The sequence below is a fragment of the Arcicella gelida genome, assembly GCF_034931025.1.
GTDB lineage: Bacteria > Bacteroidota > Bacteroidia > Cytophagales > Spirosomataceae > Arcicella > Arcicella gelida.
Window position 1 is genome coordinate 108491 of the sequence record NZ_JAYGIL010000019.1, and the last position, 24221, is coordinate 132711.

Here is a 24221-nt window from a genome sequence, read left to right on the forward strand (position 1 = left end):
GTAGTAGCAATCCCTTGCGGTTGCCGTTCTGTAATTTTATTATTCTCTGAATCGGCAACCGCAAGGGATTGCCGCTACGTTTTTATAAAAACTCCACATTCAAAACTCCCAACTCCTCACTTAGAAAACTCAACACTCAAAATTCTAAACTCAACACTCAAAGCACTCTTTCCATTTGTTCACGGTCGAACTCTCCTTCATTGTTCGCCAACCAGATTGTTGCCACGCCATTTCCGATAAAATTGGTAATGGCTCTTGCTTCCGACATAAATCTATCAACACCCAACAACAAAGCCAAACCCTCAACTGGTATTACTTTTATCGCCGTCAAAGTAGAAGCTAGTACGATAAAACCACTTCCCGTTACACCAGCCGCACCTTTTGAAGTAACCATTAAAATTCCGATGACTGTCAGAATTTGTTGCAAATCTAAATGAACATTGAATACTTGTGCTAAAAAAAGCACCGCCATTGATAAATAAATGGTAGTGCCGTCTAAATTAAAAGAATATCCCGCAGGAACAACCAATCCAACAACCGATTTTGAACAACCCATTTTCTCAAGTTTTTCCATCAAAGAAGGCAAAGCTGCCTCAGACGATGAAGTGCCAAGTACAATCAAAAGTTCTTCACGAATATACTTTAAAAATTTCCAGAGATTGATTTTATACATTCTCAAAATAAAATATAGCACGACAAAAATAAAAATTGCCATCGTGCAATACACCGTTACCATCAATTTCCCCAAAGGTAAAAGTGTGTGAACACCGTATTTGGCAATCGTAAAAGCCATTCCTCCAAAAGCACCCACAGGAGCAAAAAGCATTACTTTATGCAAAGCCCAAAATATTTTTTTGGAAACAGGTTGAAGGAAAGCTACAATTTCGTTTCGTTTGGAATAATTACTCAATACTACTCCTAAAATAATTGCCAAGATAAGTACTTGAAGCGTAGCATTATCCATTAAAAATTTCAACCAACTAAATGCCTCCGCAGATTTTGTATATTTAGAAATATCACCACCTTTTATTTCAGAAGTAACTACACCATCGCCTGGACGAATGATATTTGCCATGATGATTCCGATAAAAAGTGCGAGCGTAGTAACGACTTCGAAGTACAACAATGATTTAGCACCGACTTTACCCACCTTTTTCAAATCGCCCATCGAAATAATGCCCAACATAATCGTAATAAAAATGATTGGACAAATAAATATTTTTACAATACTGATAAAAATACTGCTCAGGAATTCGCTAAAACTGGTTTTTATCTCAAATTCAGAAAGGTACAAACTGAATTTTATGGATTTTTCTAAAATAGGTTGCAAAGCAATCTCTGGTGCGAAGTGACCTAACAATACGCCCGCAGTAATGGCTGTAAGTACCCAGAAAGTTAAATTTCTAAATAGTTTTTTCATGAAATTATGAATTGTTTAGCAATGATTTCTAAGTAAAACACTTAATCAAGCATTGAGAAAATTTGTTAATGATATTAAAAATATAGCATTAGTCCATACCAAATAGCAACATTCAATAAAGATAAGGGAATACTTATACTGACCATTTGGGTCGCTAAGTTCGGATTTAGCTTGTAAGTAATGGCAACAATTGTGGCGGTATTCATCGAACCCAATGTTGCCCCGATTACACAAAGTTTACCTAAAGCTGAATATTCGCCTAATATGAGTATATAAATGATAAAAATTAAAAGCGGTGCTATTAATAATTTATAAAACAAACCATAGCAAAGTGCTTTAAAATCTAACGGACTCTTACTAAAGTTAATTTGTAAACCAATAGAAAGTAAAGCTAGAAAACTAAAAGGACTCCCGATTTTATCTAAAATCTGTTGACTCCATAAAGGGAAATGCCAATTTGAAATATTTAAGATTAATGCTACACAAAAAGTCAAAAAAGGAGGAAATTTAAAAATATTCAACACTACATTTTTCATTGAAAAATCAGCCGAAGAGTAATAAGATGCCGTGAAAATCCCCAGCGTTCCACAAACTACGAACGAACCTGCTTGACTCATCAAAATGCCAGTTTGTAAACCTTCTTTGCCAAAAAGTACTTCAAAAATTGGGAAACCCACAAATGAAACACTACTGATTCCTGCTGTTAAAATCAAAGCTCCTTTGGTATTTGCATCAATGTTTATCAATGGTGCTATCAAATTGAAAAATATAAAAGAACCTACATAAATGATGTAAGGCATTAAAATCGGCAATAATAAATTACGGCTAAAATGTATTTCGGTAGTATTTAACAGTGTGATGGCAGGCAAGCATACATAAATAATAATGGTGTTTAAAACTGTTGGGGCATCCTCAGAAAAACCTTTCAGTTTTCTGAGGAATACACCAATGGCTAGGCAAATAAGCAATAATAATAAATTGGTCAAATTTTAAAGATTTATTAGTTGTACTCAGTAAGTAAATTATGAAAAATCGGTACTTTTTTAAAGTCTAATCGTTAGACTACCATAATAATATGCGCCATTGAAGCCAAACTGATTGGCATTTCTAGTATAAGGCACTTGTCCGTTTGAATATGAAGCATAATTACTCAGTACTTTGTCGGGATATACATTTGTAATATTATTTCCGCCTAAAGTAATACTCAACGATTTATTGATGTTATAGACTACCGAAACATCAAATAGATTTTTTCCTCCAAATGTTTGACTACGATGATTTTGTCCCGATGGTTTTTCCCAAGCAGTTACTTCACCAAAGTATGAACTTCTGAAATTGACACTTAACTTACCTACTTGATAACCTAAAGATACCAAAACTTTAGTATGTGGCTGACTGGTTTCAATCAGGGCTCTACTTACAGTATCAATCAAAACTACTGGCGTTTTAGTATCTTGTTGTAAAGCAGCAGGTGTTGCTTTTATCTTAGTAATTTCTGTTTTATTTACTGTCAACGCAACGCTGGCTGTAAATTTACTTTTAGGACTAATTGAATTTTTATATGATGCCACTACATCTATCCCTTTTGTACCAGTATTAATAGCATTTGTAAAAAAGGTAATCTCTTGAAAATTAGGGAATAAGTTTTTTAAAGCGGTTATGTTATTAACATTCAAGTTTTCAGTGATGATAATTCTGTCAGTAATATCAATCTGATAGGCATCAACCGTTAGTAAAAGATTATTGCCTACTTTTGCCGTAATCCCTAAATTATAATTCCAAGAGGTTTCTGGTTTTGGGTCTTCTATACCGATTTGTTTCAATCTCGGTTCATCAGATGGCAATTGTTTGGTACTTCTAATAATCCCATTTTGTACTGTTGAGGTTGTTGCGGCATTGGCAATTTGTTGAAGTAAAGGTGCTCTAAAACCTTTATTGATTGATCCTCTGATAGAAAAATCTTCAGTGATTTTTATTCTTGAAGCCAACTTACCTGAAATATTACTACCAAAATCACTGTAGTTTTCGTAGCGTAAAGCTGCTGCTATCAATAATCTATTGGTAATATCGCTTTCTACATCTGCATAAATACCAATGTTGGAACGATTAACACTTTTCACATCGGCTTTATCAATACCAACTCTTCCTTGCGAACCAGGCGTTTTATTTTTTGAAGCCGCCAAAGGTCCAATCAAATACGATGCTTCGTCACCAGCACTTAAAGCAAAATTATCTACACGATATTGTGTTCCGAAAGCAAAGTTTACAGATTTTGTATTCCACAAGCCGAGTATAGTTTTTGAAGCATTTATTTCTGTTAAACTTTGTCCAAAGGAGATTCTACCAATATAAAAATCTTTTGGAGAAGATGCACCCATTGAAGCATTGGATGAATTTTTGGCAGACTGGTCAAGGTAGTTTCTACCATAACCAGTACTAAAATCCCAATTCCAACCCGTAAAAGTTTTACGTTTAATTCCCACAAAAGAAGAGTAATCGACAGAAGTACCGGGTAATTCTGGCACATAACCATCTGGGTATAAATCTACATTTGAGGTAGCACTAGTCGGCAAAGCTGTGCGAAGAAAAGCACGTGCAAACACATCTTTTTGAGAAAATCCACCAAATGAATATAAAGTCCAGTCAATTTTTAGTGGAACATCTAGGTTATAAAATACTTGTCCTGATTTCATAGCATTACTTCCGTAAGCCGTTGGACGGAACGAGCCATAAGTACCATCGCCCCAATATCCTCTTGATTTTAAAGCAGCTACATCTGTTGCTTTAACATTTGTATAAATCCCAGTATATGTACCACCAGCTACAGGCTGAGGATTATAAGGGTCTGAACGGTCGGTACCTTTTACATCTTGATAGCTTCCTGTAATATTCAATGAAGCCTTTTTTCCTAATGAAAATCCGTAATTAACTGCCGCAGTGTAGCCTCCACCATCACCTTTGCCAGTAACGCCGTACTGAATTTGAGCAGAACCATTATTTACTGATTTTTTCAAAACCAAATTGGCAATACCCGCAATAGCATCAGAACCGTATTGTGCGGCTGCACCGTCTCGTAAAATTTCCATTCTTTCCAAAGCCAAAGAAGGTACTGCGTTTAAATCTGTCACGACTGTTCCTTTTCCAACTGTCACGTTGTTGTTGAGTGCCGCAAACTGATGGTGTCTTTTACCGTCGATAAGTACCAACATTTGGTCGGGCGATAGTCCTTTCAATGAAGCTGGGTCGGCATAATTGGCAACGCCATTGATACCATTTTTTGCGGAATTGAATGAAGGCGACATAAATTGTACTTGTTGTGATAGTTCTGTTTGCCCTGTCGATTGCAATTCTTTCGCACTGATTACATCGACAGGAACCGGTCTTTCTACATTGGTACGAGCCACCGTAGAACGTGAACCAATGACTACAACTTCACCCAATTGTTCATTATCTTCTTTTAAAACAACTTGTATTACGTCTTTCAATGTTACAGTTACCTCTTGCTTTTTGAATCCAATAAAAGAAAACACAAGTACTTCGCCGTCTTTGGCTACAATACTAAATTTACCTTCAGCATCGCTGACAGTTCCTCTTGAAGTTCCTTTTACCAAAATACTTACTCCAATTAAGGCCTCTCCTTTTTCACTACTGACTTTCCCAGATGCTTTTTCTTCTTCAATAACACCTTCTTTTTCACTGGGAAAAGCGACTGCTTGCTCTTTGTTTTTTTTCAAAATAATTTGTTCCTCTACTACTTCATAACGAATTTGATTGGGAAAAAGAAGTTTAGGCAATACTGTATTGAGAGCCTCACGATTTACTTCAAGACTTACTTCTTTATCGAGATGAATGGAATTATTACTATACACAAAACGCACTCCTGACTGTTTCTCTATTTCTAACAAAATCACCTTCAAGCTCACATTATTGAGTTTTAAAGATACTTCTCTGTTGAGAATCTGTTGTGCTTTGCTTGGAGAACCCAAAGCAATCACCGAAAAAATAGCAAATAAAAGACATTGACTAATTGTAATTTTCATAATCGTAAGCATTAAATGCTTTGTAGCTAGAAGTTTTTTCATCGGTTAATTAAATTTAGTATTGTTTTTAATTTATTTGAGACATATTTTTCCATCTCTCTCAAATTGACTTGAGAGCAGTAGGAGTTTTACAGAAATGTTTTTGTTAGATTAAGGACATCCGTTTCCTTTCAGCGAAATATTTTGCCCATCAATTACATACTCGGCTTCGATGGATCTACAAATTATTTCAAGGATTGTAGAGAGGTGTACATTTTCAAAATTACCGCTCAAACGGCAGTTTCGGAGTTTAGGAGATAAATCGATACTTACATTAAATTTTTGTTCAATTCTTTGAATAACATCTTCCATATTATTATCGTCAAATTGTAGAGATGATAATTCCCAATAAAATGTTTTGTCGAGTGGCAAAGCATTTACTTGCATTTCATCGGTTTTTGTTTCCAATACAACTTGTTGTTTAGGTAGTAGAATTACTTCTTTTTCAGTTTCATTTTTTACCGATACTTTACCCGTAACGACCGATACTTCAAATGTTTCCATCGCTGGATATGCCTTTACATTGAAACTTGTTCCTAAAACGGTAGTAGTCATTTTACCAGAGTAAATCAAAAAAGGTCGGCTTTCATCTCTTTTTACATCAAAAAAAGCTTCGCCTTTTAAGTTTACTTGTCTATAAATTCTGTCAGACTGATTGTAACTCAATTGGGTTTTAGGTTGGAGTAAAACTACGCTTCCGTCTGGCAATACTACTTTTAAAATTTTAGCAGATGAGTTTTCATACTTTGCCCAATCTGAAATCGGAATATCAGATTTGATTTTACTTATATTCTCATTATTGTTCGGAAGGAAATAGAATGAAAGTCCAGCAACAATTACTAACATGGCAGCCATACTTGCCATTGCCCAAACCCAACGTGGAGGAGTATATCTTTCCTGACGCTTGATTTCATCACGGATAGATTTTTTAATTTTATTTTCAAGTTCAATACGTTCCAGTTGGGTTAATTCACTTAGTCCATCTGGATTATTTTCGAATGAAGCATACCATCTTTCAACAAAGAATATCTCTCCTTCCGAAGCCTCATTGTTCAGATAACGTTCAATTATTTCTTTATTTATTCTCATTTTCTTTCGCTTTCAAATACTAAGTGAAACGAACCGTATTTTTCCCCTACGCTGATAAAATTATTTTTAAAAATATTTTTTCTATCACAGATAAAATGGAATGTATCTGTGATAGAAAAACAAAAAAACAAGCCTTTTGAGCTTGTTTAGGTATATTTTACTGAAGAATTGGATTGTCTTACTTTGAGGGGATTCCTATTTTTTGAAAATCTATTCTACTTATTGAATAGATAAAAATCAAAAAAATGAAATGGTAATATTGTTTAATTAGAAGAACTTTTCAACTTCTTCATAATTTCTTCAATTTTTTGGACTGATATACCAAAAGATTTTGAAATTAATTCAATTGAAGCTCCATTCTGAAGCAAGCTTTTTATATTATTGAAAGTAGTTTCTTCTCTAATTTCATCTGCAATAGTCATGGCAATATTGTTTACATTTTGTGAAACCTTTGTAAATATAGGCGATAATTTATTCTGTGTCAAGCTAATGCCTTCTTCGATGTAGCGAAAGGTAGTCTTAATAAAATCATCTTGATGGGCAGCATCCAAAGCATTTAGCTTATTAACCAAGAAGGGAGCTAAATTCAAAAAGTTATTCGATTTGTCTCGACTGTGTTTCATCAACATTGTTGTCACACTTAATAAATCATTTTTAAAATTTTCAATCTGATAATCTTCAATTTCATTTAGAGAGAACAAGAGATAATCAAATTGAGGAATAAACTGATGGAGACTTTCATGAGGATTACCAAAATAAGCAATCATCGAAAGTTTTTTCCAATGAGCCTCTCCATGATAAATAACTGTTGAGATAACGACAGATAATTGTTTATTTTGCTTTTGTTCTTCTAACCATACGTTATTCATATAACGCAAAAGCTGTAAATGAGGATATTTTTCAGGATAAGATTTATGCTCAAAAAGTAAAGAAACTAAAGCTTGTTGCCCAGCATATTCTGTTTGATAAACAATATCTGCTAAATGTTCAGATAAATCAGCATCGGTAAAAGATGAGTTTGTTTTCTTCAACTTAGGAAGATTTATTTTCTCCCTGATTTCAACAGGAAAGGTTTCTTCAATGAAGCTTTGAACGATTTCTAATCTAGAGAATGTTTCTTTAAAAAACTTGTCGTGAGGATTATTTAGCTGGCTCATTTTCTAAAATATTTGTGTAAAACTATGTATCTGCTTTTCATTGAGAAACTACATTTTCAACAATACCTCTAAAATAAGTATCATTCCTTTAACCAAGAAGTTTTTGAGGGAATAATTAATGTAGCACAGGTATCAATATAATAGAAAGTGCCGTATAATCGCTCAATACTTCTCTCAAAATTTTTAAAGCTTTTGTCATCTGATTCTCAACTGTTTTCTCTGAAATATCTAGGCGTTCAGAAATTTCTCTTTGTGATAAACCTGTTCTTTTCAGCAAAAATACTTCTCTGCATCTTTCAGGTAAAGATTGTAATGCTTTTTGATAAGCTTCATTCAATTCATCAAAAGCAACCATTTGTTCTGTAAAATTATAATCTTCGGCTGGGGCTAAACTATTTGAGTATTTCTCAAACAAATTGTTTTTCTTGTATTGAGCTATTACAAGATACTTTACAGAAGTAAACAAATATGCTTCAATGGTTGTATTGATAGTTAACATTTTCCTGCGTTCCCACAAAGAAATAAACAACTCTTGTAGTACTTCTTCTGTTAATTCTCGATTTTGAAGGCGTTTATATGCCGCTGCATAAAGTTTAGTAAAAAACTTTTGATACAAAAAATCAAAAGCTCTTGCATCACTTTCGGCAAGTGATGTAAGTATTTCCTGATCTGTATCAAAAATTTTTGTTTGCATAGTTTAGCACAAAGTAAATATATATTTGGACGAAACCGCCAAAGTAAAAATATTTTTAATCCAATTCCAATGAATTAACATTTGTGTAATAGAGATTACTGACAAAGACCATTAGTTTTGAAGGTTCAATGTCTTTATATTCTAAAATATCAATTCATAAATTGTCAAACAAAATCATAAGTTTAATTTTTACGTAATGAAATCAACGAACATCCTCAAGAATTTTTGTTTTATATCCTTGCTCTTTGTCAATAGCTTTGCTGATGCACAAACAGAAGTAAAGCATTACCCAAATGCTTTAAACTTTTTAGTAATGGGCGACTGGGGTAGAAACGGTGCCGACCACCAAAAACCTGTAGCTGCACAAATGGGAAAAGTAGCTACAAAAATTAAGTCAGACTTTGTGATTGCTACGGGCGACAATTTTTATCCTAGTGGTGTTATCAGCGAATTTGACCCCCTTTTTAAATACTCTTTTGAAGATATTTATACTGATTTCTCTTTGCAATGGGACTGGTATCCAGTCTTGGGAAATCACGATTATAAGTCAAATCCAGATGCACAAGTAGCTTATTCAAAAATTAGTCGTCGTTGGAAAATGCCAGCTCGCTATTATTCGAAAACATTTTCTATCAATGGTGATCCCAATCAGCAAGTACTAATTGCTTTTATTGATACCAATCCTTTAATTCCTGAATTTTATAAAGGCGAGTACAGTAAAGCTGTAATTGGTCAAGATAGTACTGCTCAGAAAGAATGGTTAAATAAAACACTTGCGAATGATTCTCCTTCTATCAAATGGAAAATTGTCGTTGGACATCATCCGCTGTACACTGCCACAGAAAAGAGAAGAGAAAGTTATGATACTCGTGCTACTAGAAATTCATTAAAATCAGTTTTAGATAAACACCAAGTTGATGCCTATCTATGTGGACACGACCACGATTTACAACATCTAAAACCAGAAGGCAAAACACATTATTTCGTCTCTGGTTCAGCCTCTGAAAAAACGCCAATTGGCACTTTACCAATTAGTAAATTAGCCCTTTCAGACTATGGATTTATGGTTTTTTCAGCAACTGCCAACAAATTGTATGTACAAGTAGTAACTGAAGATGGGAAAGTAGTTTACAATACAGAACTCAGTAAATAAGTAAATATTTATTGTATAAAATGACTCATGCTTATTTAGTATCAAATTATTCAAAATTGATGTTTGATACTAAATAAGCATTTTTGTAGATGATTTTAAAAGACAAGAAATCGCTTGAATCCCACATACACCTCTGTAATTCAACAAGTTAACTACCAACCAATTATTAGTCCTAGAATAAATCTTGTCATTCTGGATTTAATCTGCAATTTTTACGTATAAATTTTTGTTCTGGTCATAACTAACAAACAAGAAAAGACATTACAAAAATTAAGTAAAAAAGTATTAATTTAACAATGGCAGAGCATACCAAATGCCTTATTATAGGCTCAGGACCAGCGGGTTACACCGCAGCAATTTACGCTTCACGTGCAGGATTGACACCAATAATGTATCAAGGTCCACAACCAGGTGGACAATTAACAATAACCAATGATGTAGAAAACTTCCCTGGTTATCCAGACGGAATCCAAGGATCAGAAATGATGCAAGACCTTGAAAAACAGGCTCGCAGATTTGGTGCAGATGTTCGTTATGGAATGGTAACTTCCGTTGATTTTTCTGTAAGTCCTAAAAAAGTTTTAGTTGACGATACACACGAAATTTTGGCTGATGCCGTTATCATTTCTACAGGTGCTTCAGCAAAATGGTTAGGATTACCTTCAGAACAAGCTTTCAATGGTCGTGGTGTATCGGCTTGTGCAGTTTGTGATGGTTTCTTTTTTCGTAATCAAGAAGTAGCAATCGTAGGTGGTGGCGACACTGCCGCTGAAGAAGCAACTTATTTAGCGAATCTTTGTTCAAAAGTACACATGATTGTACGTCGTGATGAATTACGTGCTTCGCAAATCATGCAAAAAAGAGTTACTTCAAATCCAAAAATTCAAATGCACTGGAATTCATCTACAGACGAAGTTTTAGGCGACGATGGCGGAGTAACTGGCGTAAGAATTAAAAACAATGTTTCTGGTGAAACTACCGAATTGCCAGTAACAGGTTTCTTTGTAGCGATTGGTCATAAACCCAATACAGACATTTTCAAGGGTTTCTTGGATATGGATGATGCAGGATATATTATTACAGAAAAAGGCTCTAGTCGTACTAATATTGCTGGAGTATTTGCTTCTGGTGATGCGCAAGACAATATTTATCGTCAAGCTATTACCGCTGCAGGAACTGGCTGTATGGCAGCTTTAGATGCAGAAAGATGGTTAGCAGAAAATGAATTACACTAACAAAACATTTTGATTGCATCTCCTCTCTTTCATTAATTTTTTTACAGATGAATACAGTTAAAAATCTATTAGTCTTAGTATTTTGTTCAGTATCTTTTATTTCTTTTTCACAAGAATCAGGGAGTTTTAAGAAAAACCCAAAGATGAATGTGAAATCAAATTCAAAAGATAAAAGCACTAAAAATTTAGACGAAGCATTAGATGAATTGCCAAAACTGCAATTCAGGACTGATTATGTTCCTGAACCAGTTTCAACTTCATCAGCAATTACAGCTTCATCCAAATTCGAACCTGCTAAAGAACTCAATGGCTCGATAAGTATTTTTGATACCACCTCTGTAGATGAAAGAGAACCACTCATTGTAGAAATCGAAGAAGAAAATAGAACAGAAGGAAGTGATGATTTTGTATCAGTAGCTACTTATTTTTCTATTTGGGATGCAACAAATATTGACCCTTACGGCATCAACCCAAAAGATTTTGATGATGTTGTAGATATTGAATTATACAATAAAGAACAAGGAAAATACTGGTCTGTACCAAATAATGCACCAAAATTGACCTCAGTTTTTGGCCCACGTTGGGGAAGAATGCACTCGGGTGTTGATTTAGATTTAGAAACTGGCGACCCTGTTTACGCTGCATTCGATGGCATCGTCAGAGTATCGGGTTATGATGGTGGCGGATACGGAAAGTTTTTAGTAGTTCGTCATTACAATGGTTTAGAAACACTTTATGGTCACCTTTCATCAAAAAACTTTGAGTCTGGTGCTTATGTAAAAGCTGGCGACCAAATTGGTTTAGGTGGAAGTACTGGTAGAAGTACTGGTTCACATTTGCACTTTGAAACTCGTTATGAAGGAAACCCATTCAATCCAGCGATTTATGTGTTTAATTTTGCAGGAGAAAGAACAGAACCTGTTTCAGACCACGTATTGATTTCAGCAAGAGTTTTTGATACTTATGGACTTACTTTAGATAACGAGTATGGTTCAAGTGCTAGAAAAGTTCAGACTCGTCGTACCGCTTGGACAACCGTTCGTTCTGGAGATTCATTATATTCGATTGCAAACAGAGCTGGGATTTCAGTAGAAAAATTAGCAAGAATGAATGGAATGAGAATTTCTGCTAATTTAAGAATCGGAAGAAGATTAAGAATTCATTAATATTTTACATTTTGAACAAAAGCACCAATAAAACCAAAATCTGTTGGTGCTTTTGTTTTTTAGCTCAAATTCCTTCTTAAATTGCAAAGGTTTTCAATTCAGCAATAAGAATTTAGATTTTACGATGAAGTTAGATATTTTGGTAATGGCGGCACATCCTGACGATGCCGAACTTGGTTGTGCTGGAACAATTTGCATGCAAATAGCTCAAGGGAAAAAAGTTGGCATTGTAGATTTTACACGTGGCGAATTAGGAACGAGAGGTACTCCAGAAATTCGTTTGGCAGAATCAGCAGAAGCTACTAGAATTTTAGGTGTTCATGCCCGTGAAAATCTAGGTTTTAGAGATGGTTTCTTTGTGAATGATGAAGAACATTTGATGAAACTAATCAGAGTAATCAGACGCTATCAACCTGAAATTGTATTAGCCAATGCTATTAACGACCGTCATCCAGACCATATCAAAGGTTGTGAATTAGCGGTAGATGCTTGTTTTAAATCTGGTTTAAGAATGGTTGAAACGCTTGAAGATGATGGAACAGCACAGCAAGCTTGGCGACCAAAAAATGTTTATCATTATATTCAAGACCGTTATATAAATCCAGATTTCGTCGTTGATATTTCTGCTTATTGGCAACAAAAAGAAGATTCTATCAGAGCTTTTAGAAGTCAGTTTTATGACCCAAATTCAAAAGATCCAGATTCTTATCTTAGTTCTCCTGCTTTCTTAAAGTTTGTGGAAGCTCGCAATCGTGAAATGGGACATAGTATTGGTGCAGAATTTGGCGAAGGTTATACTTCTTACAAAAAAATTGGAGTTACAGATTTATTCCATTTGAAATAAAAAAGCGAGGGTGTGATTTTGATTAAAATCACACCCTCGCTTTTTTATGGAGATAACCTTTCTATCTTCCAAGTCTGTTCTTCTAGTTTAGTATAAGCAATTCTATCGTGTAATCTCGACGGGCGACCTTGCCAAAATTCTACATAAGTAGGAATCAAACGATAGCCGCCCCAATGTGGTGGACGAGGAATTGGATTATTCCCAAATTTATCTTTTAAATGTTGCTCTCTTTCTTCTAATACTTCACGATTTTCAATCACCATACTCTGATTAGAAACCCACGCACCAATTTGGCTTCCAACAGGTCGGCTTTGGAAATAAGCATCAGATTCCTCAGCGCTTACTTTCTCAATTATTCCTTCAATTCTTACTTGTCGTTCTAATTCCACCCAAAAGAAAGTAATACAAGCATTAGGGTTTTCAGCCAATTCCGTTCCTTTTCTACTTAAATAATTTGTAAAGAAAGTAAAACCTGTATCAAAACCTTTCAGCAATACGACTCTTGCTGAAGGTTTACCATCATTGGAAACCGTTGAAATCACCATAGCATTTGGCTCTGGTAATTTACTTTCAATGGCTTCATGAAACCATTTGTGAAATTGTTCTATCGGAGAAACATGTACGTCTTGAACGTCTAAACTGCCTTTGCTATAATTTTCTCGAAGTGCAGCAATATCGATTTGTGCCATGGTTGGGTCGGCTAAGTACTTGCTAGCCAAATTTTAGTTTATGCTCTTGATATTTTCGAAATACTTCTCTCCTATCGTTCTCAATGATATTTTACAAATAATCATTAAGAACAAAAACGAATAAAAGCAATCGAATTACTAAAGCACAATTTCGGGAAAATAAACCAAAGCCACAATGACGAAAGTTATTGCAGTAAATCAAATTGGGATTAGACATTATCAATTATGTCAAATTTAAACGCTTTCTTCTTGAAATAGGAAGGATTCTTCCATCCAAAAGTACAATTGATTTCCTTCCGATTTTACTGATAAATTTTTGATTGACTAAATACTTTCGGTTGATTCTAAGAAAGCAATCCGCATTTACTCTTTCTTCAACATTCGACAACGTTTTGGAGATAAGTCTAGTTTTACCCATCGTAAAATGGATGCGAGTATAATTAATTTCACCTTCAAAAAAGATAATATCATTGGCAAAAAAAGTAGCTCTTTTACCCAATTTGAATTGAACTTGGAAGATGTGTTGCGGTATCATGGCATTATTCTATTAGGAGGATTTCACGCAACAATATTCCTACTAAAAAACAATTTGAACAATGTGCTAAATACGGTAAAAGACACCGTATTTAACCCGTATTTAACACAAAAGTTGATGTAAACTTCCTAGCCCTTCACCCTCCTACTCATCTCAATTACTTCTACTTCAAAAATTCTTTTCCCATCAATTTTTAATTTAATTGCTGTTTGCACACTATGAAAACCATGTGTTCCTGCCGCACCGGGATTGATAAAAAGCATTCCATTTCTGGATAAATCTCTTTTTACTTGTAATATATGCGAATGTCCGCAGACAAAAATATCAGGCGTTTTAATGGCAAAACATTCAAGTGCATCGGGTTTGTATTTGGATGGAGCACCCGCAATGTGCGTCATTCCGATACTTAGTTCTTCACAAGTAAAATGATTAATTTTAGTATACATTTGTCTGAGTGTAGCATTATCAATATTACCATAAACGCCTTCAATGGGCTTCATGGCTTCTAAAGTATCCGAAAGTTCAACCGAACCCCAGTCGCCAGCATGCCAAATGTGGTCGCACCAATCAAGATGAGGCAAAAGACGTTCATCAAGAAAACTGTGAGTATCTGAAATAATTAAAATTTTTTGCATAATTTTCACTAAGTCAAGTAAAACTTCCGTTTTGAATACATAGAAAACATTCGTCAGTAATTTATGTTACACATTAGAATATCTTGAAACTGTATATTTGTATTTTGTTATTAAAATTGTATGCTAGCACAAAGATAGTTGAATAAGTAAGAGTGATGAATTTTGAGCGATTAGCAGTTATGGTTTAAAACTGAAAAACACATTCTAATTCACACCATAAATTCGTTTATCTTACAGATGCTAATAAAAATTGATAGCACGCTAGTTAAATATTTCAAGATTTACACGAAGAGAAATAAAAACGATAACAAAAAATTGTTGCTTTATGCCAGTGAAACCATTTGAAACCACTCTTTATGAAAAACTAGAACCGTTTTTCAGTAATCACAATTTTGTGTTATTGGCAGATAAAAAACAATTTCGCAAAGTGACTCCAACGGGCTTTCAGAACGTAATTTTTACGGCAACGCCCTATCAAAATGAAACTTGGTTAGAAGTAAATATTGGTTGTAGAAACAACCAAGTAGAACAAATTGCCCAACAGTTTATCGGAAACACTCGTGATTTTTGGTTAGATTCAAATACTTTGGTGATTTCAATCGGAAAGTTTAATGATGCTAAATATTTTAAATACAAAATATTCAACGAAAACGATTTGGATGATGTTTGTGAAATAGTAAAAGAGTTTCTAGAACAAAGAGGTTTTCCATTTATGAATGAGTCGGATAGTTTGGTGGCGTTGAATAGTATTTTCAATCTACATCTTTCAAAACCTTGTAAGTATTTATACAATCAATTACATCGTAGTTATAAAGGAATCATTACGGCGAGACTAACGCATGACAAACACTTTTTGGATTTATCGAACAAACACAGAGATATTTTAAGAAACATCGGTGCGAGTCCCGACGAACTACTTACTTACGAACGTTTACTAAGTTTTCTGTTGTACCATTCTGTTAATTAAAAACAAGCTTTTATTGAAATTTTCCTAAATTGCATGAGGAAGATTATTTTTTGATGAAATTACGCATTGTACTCATATTGTTAATCTGTTGCAGTTGGTTCACTCCTTTGGTGGCACAACTGAAATTTAGCCGTATTAGTACACAAAGAGGTTTATCACAAAGTACGGTTGGCAAAATCTTTCAAGATAAACGGGGCTTCATTTGGTTTGCCACCAAAGATGGATTAAACAAGTACGATGGCTACCAATTTACTGTTTACAGACATATCTCAAACGACCCAAATTCCATCAGTAGCAGTACGATTTCATGTATTACAGAAGACCAAGAGGGAAACCTTTGGGTGGGTACTTTTGATGGAGGTATCAATAAGCTAGACAAAACCACAGGAAATTTTATACATTTCAAACAAGCCGATGATAAAACCAGTATCGGTGGACTGAGTATTTCTTCTATTATCGCTACACCTGATAATAAGATTTGGGTTTCTACTTATGGCTATGGTTTACTTTGTTTTGATAATCAGCAGAAAACCATCAAATGGCGTTTGGTAGAATCTGAATTACTGACGACCAACGATATTTCTTTAGTTTATCAAGACAAGAAAAATACCCTTTGGTTAGGCGGACATTATGGCGTAATTACCCATATTGATAAAAATAATCGTGCAAATACGGTTAGGCTTCAAAGTAATTTACCTCCACGTAAAAACCAAATTACTTGTTTTGTAGAAGACCCACAAGGAAATATTTTGGTAGGTACTCGTGGTAATGGTTTATATCGTTTAGACCCACGAACCAATCAGTTTACACAAATTATGTATAATCCAAATCAAATTAACAGAGCTAATTTGATTATGGATTTGGTTTATGATAAAGACGGTGTACTATGGGTTGGAACAGACAATGGTGTATTTTTAGTGAGAAACAATAATTTCTCTCAACTTACTTATATAGAATCAAATCCTGATTCAGAAACAGGTTTGAGTTCTCATGCTATCCAAAGTATTTTTGTAGATCGTGACAATAATGTGTGGATAAGTACTTGGGAAGCAGGACTAAATGTACATTACAGACATCGTAATAATTTCAAACTGTATCGTCATAAAGTAAATTCAACCCAAAACTTATTAAGAGATAAAGTAACGGCAATTGCTTGTGAAAGCGACCCAAATCGTGTGTGGATTGGTAGTAATAACGGATTAACACTTTTTGATAGAGCTAAAAATACTTTCTCGCATTATTTTATTAATCCTTCTTTTCTGACAACCAGTACCAACGACATCAATAATTTATATTATGACCGTGATGGCGACCTGTTGGTACTTACTTGGGAAATCGGACTTAGAATCATGAAAAAAGGAAGTAATTCCTTTACGCTTTTTCCTTACGACGACGGAAGTAATACTACTCATCTTACTTGTTTAAGCCCTTCTATCAAACCCAAAAAAGTTTGGGTTGGTACGCAGGAAGAAGGTATTTTACTTTTCGATAAACAAACAGGAGAATTTAATCCAGTACCAGACCTCAACAGAAAAGGTATTTTATTGGGAATGCACATCAATTCTATTTTAGAAGAAGAAAATGGCACACTTTGGATTGGTACTTACAATAATGGTATTTTCTGTTATGACCCTATCAAAAGAAGAATTGTACACATCAAAAAGTCTAATCGTTCGGATGGATTAAGTGCGAACCAAATCAATAAAATATTCCAAGATTCACGTAAACAAATTTGGATTGGCACAAATGGTGGTGGTTTAAATTTGTATCAACCTGCAACAAGAACTTTTAAAGTTTGGAGAACAAAAGATGGCTTACCCAATAATACCATCAAAGGCATTGTGGAAGATAGCCATCATCACTTATGGTTATCAACCAATCAGGGCATTTCGCAATTTATTAATTATAGCAATTCATTCAAGAATTATACAAAAGCCGATGGACTCCAAGGTTCTGAGTTTTTACTGAATGCTTATGCACAAAATAACCGTGGAGAAATATTTTTTGGCGGGACAGAAGGGCTTAATATTTTTCATCCAGATAGCCTTGTAGAAAGTAACAAAGTACCGAATGTATATCTTACAGGACTGAAATTATTTAATAAGCCAGTGATGGTTGGTCAGAAAAAATCTCCTTTACTACAAGATATTTCTCAGACAGAAGAATTAACATTGGAAGCTGACCAAAATGTATTTTCAATAGATTTCACTGCTTTGGATTTCCAACAATTCAAGAACAACCAATACGCTTATGTACTCCAAGGTTTCGATAAAGAATGGAATTATATAGGCACTCAAAGAACAGCCAATTATACCAACTTAAATCCGGGCGATTATTTATTTCGGGTAAAAGCAACTAATAATGATGGCGTTTGGACACAAAGAGAAGCCCTTTTACACATAACCATTTTGCCACCTTGGTATAATACTTGGTGGGCTTATTTCTTTTATGTCATTATTATTGGCGTTGGACTTTACTCTTTAAGAAGAACCGTGCTGGTTCGTGAACGTTTGAAATTAGACATAGAATTACAGGAAAGAGAAAAAGAACAAATTCAGGAATTAGATACGCTCAAGACGAATTTCTTTACCAATATTTCTCATGAATTCAGAACACCTTTAACGCTAATTATCAGTCCTTTAGAAAAGTATTTATCAGAAAACAAAGATATTCCTGAAGCACAACGCAAAAGAACAGAATCGATTTACAGAAATGCCAAGCAATTACAAAAGCTGATTAATCAATTATTAGATTTATCGAAATTAGAAGCAGGAAAACTTTCGCCAGAGATTACTCAAAACGATGTGGTTGATTTTGTGCAACAAATCACAGAATCTTTTAGAGCTTTGGCAGAACAGAAAAATATCAAACTGAACTTTCAACCTTCTACTCCTTACATTTTAGCTTATTTTGATACTGATATTTTAGAGAAAATAGTTACCAATTTATTGTCGAATGCCTTTAAATTTTCGGATAATCATGGCGAAATCACGGTAAAAGTATCTGTAAATCCAGCAGATAATCAGCGAATCATCATTGCCGTAAGCGATACAGGCATTGGAATCGACAGTAAAAATCTACAAAATGTATTCAACCGTTTTTACCAAATTCATGGCAAAGACCCACAAAAACACGTAGTTGGTACTGGCGTAGGTTTGGCTTTGTGCAAGGAATTGATTGAATTACATCGTGGTGAGATTTTGGTAAGCAGTCGTTTGGGAAAAGGAAGTACTTTCACCGTTCATTTACCGATTGATAAAAACGCTTATGACAGTAATTGGATTCATGAAAATGAAATTACTCCAGAAATAGTACCAATCAATATTCATGATAATGCTACTGAAAATCAACAGCATGGAACATCCAAAAAGAATGCACCACTTTTATTAATTGCAGAAGATAACGACGATTTACGCAATTATATCAAAGAGATTTTCGTTGACAATTTCAATGTGATTGAAGCAAGCAATGGTAAAAAAGCCCTTGATATTGCGATAGAACAAGTACCTGATTTGATTATTTCTGACTGGATTATGCCTGAAATGACAGGTGGAGAATTGTGCGAGCATATCAAATTAAAAGAAAGTACGAGTCATATTCCTGTTATCATTCTTACTTCAAGAGGAAGCAATGATAGTAAATTGGCTGGTTTGGAAATCGGTGCGGATGATTATATCACCAAACCTTTTAATGCTAATTTATTAGCAGCAAGAGTAAAAAATTTACTTGAAAGTAGAAAAAAATTAAGAGAACGATTCAGCAAAGAAATCAAAGTAAATCCAAAAGAAATTACTCTAAATTCTTCTGATGAACACTTCTTAGAAAAAGCAGTAAGAATCGTGGAAGAAAACATGATGAATACTTCTTTGGATATTGCTTTCTTAGAAAGAGAACTCAACATGAGTACTATGCAATTGTACCGCAAACTAAAAAGTTTAACCAACTTTTCTGGTAACGAATTCATCAAGAATGTGCGTTTAAAAAAAGCGGTACAATTACTTGAAACAGAAAGCTTTACAATTGCAGAAATTGCTTATAAAGTTGGGTTTAACGACCCTTCTTATTTTACTCGTATCTTTAAGAAAGAGTTTGGCAAATCTCCATCAGAGTATCTTGAAAAATCGACTTTATAATGACTGGTTATTATCAATTTGCTTCTTTTTTATCAAGTTTTTTGTATTACCCTAATTAGATTATTCGCTATAATCGTGCTTAGCACCAAACATTTCCGTATAATGATGAATTCCAAAAAGAACATTATTCTTTACTTTTTTGTATGTTTTAGCTTTTGTACAACTGCCTTATCACAACAAAGAGATTCAACCTTCAGTAAACTTACTGTCAAGCAATTAATTGTTCCTGCGGCATTACTTTCTGGAGGTTATCTGCTGAAAAGTTTTGGTTTAAAACAAGAACAACTAGAATGGCATGATAAATACTACAAGAACTTTGAAACCAATGTTGATGATATTATTCAATATGCTCCTTATGCTGCTTATGTCGGTTTAGACCTTGTAGGCGTAAAGGCAAAACATAGCTTTAGTGACCGTATGGGTGTTTTATTCATCGGGGCAGCAGTCATGTCGGGTACAGTATTTAGTTTAAAACATACCACCAAAATACTTCGCCCCGATCTTTCTGGGCAAGATTCCTTTCCTTCTGGTCATACGGCAAATGCTTTTTTGGGGGCAACAATAGTGGCTCAAGAATATAATGATGAAAGTATTTGGTATGGAATTGGGGCTTATTCAGTAGCAACTGCTACAGGTGCATTAAGAGTCATGAACAATCGTCACTGGTTTTCGGATGTAGTGGTTGGTGCGGGGATTGGTATTCTTTCAGGGAAAGCCGCTTATGTGATTTATCCTTGGTTGAAAGAGAAATTAGGTAAAAAGCAAAGTAATAATCCATCTAAAATCGCCTTTACTCCTATTTATGATGGCAGAACAGTTGGTGGAAATTTGGTGATTGGATTTTAATTTTATAGAAAGATTCAAAACAAAAAAGCTCTTGACTGAAATCAGCCAAGAGCTTTTTTGTTTACTCCTCTCTCTTCCCTTTTCGTGATTGTAACAAACCTTGCTTGATAAGTTCGTTATTTTTCCAAGCTTTGATGGCTGTTTTAAATTTAACTTTATCTTCTTTGGAAACTGTTTCTAAATCAGATAAATCAGGTTTGCCAGCATTTACCCAAGCGGTGTACCAAAAATCTGCAACGCTTTCGCTTGATAATATCATCTGATTGTTGACAGTATTTCCTAAACGTTCTCCGTAAGCCTTGGCAAATTCTCCTGTGTAATTCTTTCTCATTTGCCCAAAACGTTCAGAACGTTTAAATTTTCTTTCTTCAGTAAAACCAACACTAGCATTGATTTCTTCTTTGAAAACGCCATCTAATAATTTGTTGGTTGCTGCGATTTTTTTCCAAATCTCTGCCAATGGGTCTTTAATGTATTTAGCTTTATGTTTTGTATGAAGATTATAACTTTCTATATTCATTTCTGGCACTGCCGTCTCCCAAAGAGAATGTAGTCCTTTTTGGTTAGTCAATTGTCCATCATAATTATAACTTGTGTGTAAAGGCACGTGAGCATCTGAAATATAATGTCCTAAATCTGCTGCATAAAACAAAATACTGTCTTTCATTTTACTACGGAAAGCATTGGTCAATTTCTCTTGCATATCTACAACTACCCAGGGTAAAGTACCATATTCTTTCAGAGTATCGACAGTATATTTCTTTACAGCCGAATCCCAATCTTGCGGAATAGCATTTAAAGGATCTTCACCATAAATTGGTGCATCTAAATCAATAAAGTGTTTGGGAGCTTCTGTTTTATCTGTATTTCTACGAACGTCTGGACGAACGGAATTATAAACCATGTAGTCCTCATTCTTCATAAAAAAGGTTGATAATTTCTTAGGCAAAGCATAAGCCGTAATTTGATGAATGGTTTTGTGACCTAAAAAGCCCCAAGAGCAACAGCCAATTAAAATTAAAAGAGCAAGGATTACATTAAGTTTTGGTAGTTGTTTCATGAATTTAGTTTTGCTGATGAAAAATTAGTGAATTGATTATGAATTAGGATTTGTTAATTAGCAACGCTTTGATTTCAGATTAAATTAACTGAAATTAATCAAGGCAAAGATAGAACTAAAGAGATTGTTTTATCAACTTGATGATTTAAGTATTAGTTAATTCTTTCAGATTTTAGTAACAAATTACTTTTTAAAAGGTTAATTCAAAATAGAGTACTTCATCCAAAGGATTATAAACATAAGCTGATGTTTCTTTAAACCCAAAAGAACGATACAAAGCGATAGCTTCCGTCAAACTGGTTAATGTATCCAACTTCATGGTTTGATAATTAACTTTTTGGGCGAAAGAGATTAGTTCTTCCACCAATTTTCTACCTACTTTATGTCCTCTGGCTGTAGGTTTTACATAAAGACGTTTCATTTCACAAACGCCATCAGCAATGGGCTTTAGTGCAGCGCAACCTACAATTTCCTGATTGATTTTGGCAAGAATGATACAGCCTTTGGGAGTTGCATATACTGTTGATAAAGATTGAAGTTCTTCTTCAAAATGTTGAAAACAAAGGTCTATCTTCAAATATTCAGCATATTCTATAAAGATTTTTCTTACTTCATCTAATTCCTCAGGTGAGTAATTCACATAATGGAATTGCATATTTTTAATTTTGTGAGTAAATAATTAAGAATAAAAAAAATTGAATGAAAATCACTTACTAATTTTGGGTATGAAATTACAAGAAATATTCCGAAACATCATTGCTAACGATTCTCTTCACGCTCGATTCTTGAACACGCTTTCATTAATGGAGAATACAGGTGCAAGAAAAATATCGGCTTCAGAAGATAAAACTAAGGTTTCTTATATCGTTTTGAAGCACGCAGCCGAAGAAGCACGTCATGCTTTTTACTTAAAAAAGCAAATTCAGAAGGTCGGAAAAATAGCGGATTTCCCAACCTACGAAAACCCATATCTCATCGCTCCTTTTGCGAGTTATACTTATTTACATACTTTGGATATTCAGGTTTGTAGATATTTAAAAAATAGCTTAAAGCTTTCAGGAAGTGATTTGAGATATGCCGCTTATCTATTGGTTACTTATGCCATTGAAGTAAGAGCCGACGAATTGTATCCTGCTTATCAAGAATTACTTGATGAAGTATCGTCTAAAGTAAACATGAAATCTATCATTGTGGAAGAAGAAGGACATTTGGCAGAGATGATTACGCAATTAAAAGAGTTTTCGCCAGAATGGGAAACGCATGCTAAAATTGCCTGTGATATTGAAAAAACTTTATTCGACCAATGGATTGTTTCGATTGGCACTGAATTAGGTGTTAATTGAGTTTATGAGTTTATAAGTTTATGAGTTTAAATCTTTTTTTACTCATAAACTTATAAACGATAGACTCATAAACATTAAACTCCTCAAAGAGAATTTCTTCTAATAAACACAAAGGGATTTCTGATGTGTTCTTTTTTGCCACTCAAAATTAAGTCGGCAGCGTTTTTTCCTAATTGAAAGTGATCGGTAGAAACTACCGTAATTCCTCCAGAAAGTATTTCCTTAATTGGTGTTTCGTTATAGGAAACGATGCCAATATCTTCTCCTACTTTCATCTTTTTATGTTGGCAACAAACTAATGTTTCTGCCAAATATCTCTCTGAAAGAATCAAGTATGCTTCTTTACTTCTAATCGTATTTTCTTCTACTTCTGAATAAATGTTGTACTGCAATTGATGTTCTTTAGCAAACTTCTTTAGTCCTTCAATCACAAAATAAGCGTTGGCATAATGTTCCTGAATAATACAATTGATTGTACTGTACTTCATAATGGCTTCCTTCGCTTTGAACAAAGCTTCGTAAATATCTTGCTCAAAATCTTGATAAACGCAAGCGTAATTTCCTCGGATAAATTCATTTCTTTTTTCTAAAAGAATCAACTTCCCAGCAGGAATACTGTTGACGGTTTTCAGGAAATCCTCGTTCGGGCAATTGGCATGAAGCATAAAAGCGAAGTAATCATATTGATTGATTTTCTCTTTTATGACCTTCTCAAAATGAAAAGCGTTCTGTGTACTGAACTGATGAATGTATAAATCTACCGTAGCTTTCCCTTCAATTTCATTCATAAAACCATCATAGATTTCATGTTTAAAATCGTTCAGCCTACTAAAAACCATCAGGATTTTCAGTTCTTTTTTTTGAAGGCTTTTATGCGAATTGGCTATTTGTGCTGTCAATGAGAGTGTCTTTTTTGTCTTATTGTGTCCAAGTAACATATTTCCGAAGAACTAAATATCCTGTTTTACACCGAGCCTAAAAGACAGGTCATATCAGGGCACAAAATACTCATTTTCACAGTTTTGCAAAATAAATACCAGCATTTGCAAGAAATGTCCTAACCATCAGAAGCATTTAGCAACTAATTTTACGAAACAATTACTGCACTATTTCAATAATTTATTTGACTAATTAAATCATTCAAAGCACTCGTTTTATTTGAAAGTCAAAAATTAC

At 34.2% G+C, this 24221-nt stretch carries 20 protein-coding genes; 8 read left to right on the top strand and 12 right to left on the bottom strand.

What is annotated here, in order from left to right; genetic code table 11:
* Positions 1-157: 157 nt before the first annotated feature.
* The 6 genes from VB776_RS15295 to VB776_RS15320 all read right to left on the bottom strand — a co-directional run bounded on the left by VB776_RS15295 (position 158) and on the right by VB776_RS15320 (position 8439).
* Complete coding sequence (locus VB776_RS15295; RefSeq protein WP_323697615.1) at positions 158-1420, bottom strand: cation:dicarboxylate symporter family transporter; 1263 nt, start codon at positions 1418-1420, stop codon at positions 158-160.
* A gap of 74 nt (positions 1421-1494) precedes the next feature.
* A complete protein-coding gene (locus VB776_RS15300) occupies positions 1495-2406 on the bottom strand; it encodes an AEC family transporter (RefSeq protein ID WP_323697616.1) in 912 nt (303 codons plus the stop codon).
* A 57-nt stretch (positions 2407-2463) separates the two neighbouring features.
* The gene (locus tag VB776_RS15305) at positions 2464-5502 is read right to left on the bottom strand and encodes a TonB-dependent receptor (protein ID WP_323697617.1); all 3039 of its coding nucleotides are present in this window, start codon (positions 5500-5502) and stop codon (positions 2464-2466) included.
* 108 nt (positions 5503-5610) lie between these two features.
* Entirely contained in the window at positions 5611-6588 is a 978-nt protein-coding gene (locus tag VB776_RS15310; RefSeq protein ID WP_323697618.1) for a FecR family protein, read from the bottom strand.
* Positions 6589-6851: 263 nt separating this feature from the next.
* Positions 6852-7745: an Rpn family recombination-promoting nuclease/putative transposase gene (locus VB776_RS15315; RefSeq protein WP_323697620.1), complete on the bottom strand. Its 894-nt coding sequence runs from the start codon at positions 7743-7745 to the stop codon at positions 6852-6854.
* 115 nt (positions 7746-7860) lie between these two features.
* Positions 7861-8439: an RNA polymerase sigma-70 factor gene (locus VB776_RS15320; RefSeq protein ID WP_323697621.1), complete on the bottom strand. Its 579-nt coding sequence runs from the start codon at positions 8437-8439 to the stop codon at positions 7861-7863.
* Positions 8440-8635: 196 nt separating this feature from the next.
* Here VB776_RS15320 and VB776_RS15325 point away from each other — a divergent pair, with 196 nt between their 5' ends.
* From VB776_RS15325 to bshB1, 4 genes are all read left to right on the top strand, one after another.
* Complete coding sequence (locus VB776_RS15325) at positions 8636-9592, top strand: purple acid phosphatase family protein (RefSeq protein ID WP_323697622.1); 957 nt, start codon at positions 8636-8638, stop codon at positions 9590-9592.
* 296 nt (positions 9593-9888) lie between these two features.
* Positions 9889-10827 (top strand): thioredoxin-disulfide reductase, encoded by a 939-nt coding sequence (gene trxB, locus VB776_RS15330; protein ID WP_323697623.1) that lies wholly within the window; start codon positions 9889-9891, stop codon positions 10825-10827.
* 143 nt (positions 10828-10970) lie between these two features.
* A complete protein-coding gene (locus tag VB776_RS15335; protein ID WP_323697625.1) occupies positions 10971-11993 on the top strand; it encodes a peptidoglycan DD-metalloendopeptidase family protein in 1023 nt (340 codons plus the stop codon).
* 124 nt (positions 11994-12117) lie between these two features.
* Complete coding sequence (bshB1, locus tag VB776_RS15340; protein WP_323697626.1) at positions 12118-12837, top strand: bacillithiol biosynthesis deacetylase BshB1; 720 nt, start codon at positions 12118-12120, stop codon at positions 12835-12837.
* Positions 12838-12881: 44 nt separating this feature from the next.
* Here bshB1 and pdxH read toward each other — a convergent pair whose 3' ends face one another.
* From pdxH to VB776_RS15355, 3 genes are all read right to left on the bottom strand, one after another.
* Positions 12882-13526, bottom strand: a complete 645-nt coding sequence (pdxH, locus tag VB776_RS15345) for a pyridoxamine 5'-phosphate oxidase (protein WP_323697628.1) — start codon at positions 13524-13526, stop codon at positions 12882-12884.
* 223 nt (positions 13527-13749) lie between these two features.
* The gene (locus tag VB776_RS15350; RefSeq protein WP_323697630.1) at positions 13750-14061 is read right to left on the bottom strand and encodes a LytR/AlgR family response regulator transcription factor; all 312 of its coding nucleotides are present in this window, start codon (positions 14059-14061) and stop codon (positions 13750-13752) included.
* Positions 14062-14189: 128 nt separating this feature from the next.
* A complete protein-coding gene (locus VB776_RS15355; RefSeq protein ID WP_323697631.1) occupies positions 14190-14696 on the bottom strand; it encodes a metallophosphoesterase family protein in 507 nt (168 codons plus the stop codon).
* A 325-nt stretch (positions 14697-15021) separates the two neighbouring features.
* Between VB776_RS15355 and VB776_RS15360 the strand changes: the two genes are divergently transcribed.
* The 3 genes from VB776_RS15360 to VB776_RS15370 all read left to right on the top strand — a co-directional run bounded on the left by VB776_RS15360 (position 15022) and on the right by VB776_RS15370 (position 20642).
* Positions 15022-15663, top strand: a complete 642-nt coding sequence (locus tag VB776_RS15360; RefSeq protein ID WP_323697632.1) for a hypothetical protein — start codon at positions 15022-15024, stop codon at positions 15661-15663.
* 53 nt (positions 15664-15716) lie between these two features.
* Entirely contained in the window at positions 15717-19796 is a 4080-nt protein-coding gene (locus VB776_RS15365) for a two-component regulator propeller domain-containing protein (RefSeq protein WP_323697633.1), read from the top strand.
* Positions 19797-19898: 102 nt separating this feature from the next.
* Positions 19899-20642 (top strand): phosphatase PAP2 family protein, encoded by a 744-nt coding sequence (locus VB776_RS15370; RefSeq protein ID WP_323697634.1) that lies wholly within the window; start codon positions 19899-19901, stop codon positions 20640-20642.
* Between the two features lie 61 nt (positions 20643-20703).
* Here VB776_RS15370 and VB776_RS15375 read toward each other — a convergent pair whose 3' ends face one another.
* Both VB776_RS15375 and VB776_RS15380 read right to left on the bottom strand, forming a co-directional pair.
* Positions 20704-21702, bottom strand: a complete 999-nt coding sequence (locus VB776_RS15375; protein ID WP_323697635.1) for a zinc dependent phospholipase C family protein — start codon at positions 21700-21702, stop codon at positions 20704-20706.
* Between the two features lie 190 nt (positions 21703-21892).
* Complete coding sequence (locus tag VB776_RS15380; RefSeq protein ID WP_323697637.1) at positions 21893-22357, bottom strand: GNAT family N-acetyltransferase; 465 nt, start codon at positions 22355-22357, stop codon at positions 21893-21895.
* Between the two features lie 70 nt (positions 22358-22427).
* Here VB776_RS15380 and VB776_RS15385 point away from each other — a divergent pair, with 70 nt between their 5' ends.
* Entirely contained in the window at positions 22428-23045 is a 618-nt protein-coding gene (locus VB776_RS15385) for a hypothetical protein (RefSeq protein WP_323697638.1), read from the top strand.
* 83 nt (positions 23046-23128) lie between these two features.
* Here VB776_RS15385 and VB776_RS15390 read toward each other — a convergent pair whose 3' ends face one another.
* A complete protein-coding gene (locus VB776_RS15390) occupies positions 23129-23944 on the bottom strand; it encodes a substrate-binding domain-containing protein (RefSeq protein WP_323697639.1) in 816 nt (271 codons plus the stop codon).
* Between the last annotated feature and the right edge of the window lie 277 nt (positions 23945-24221).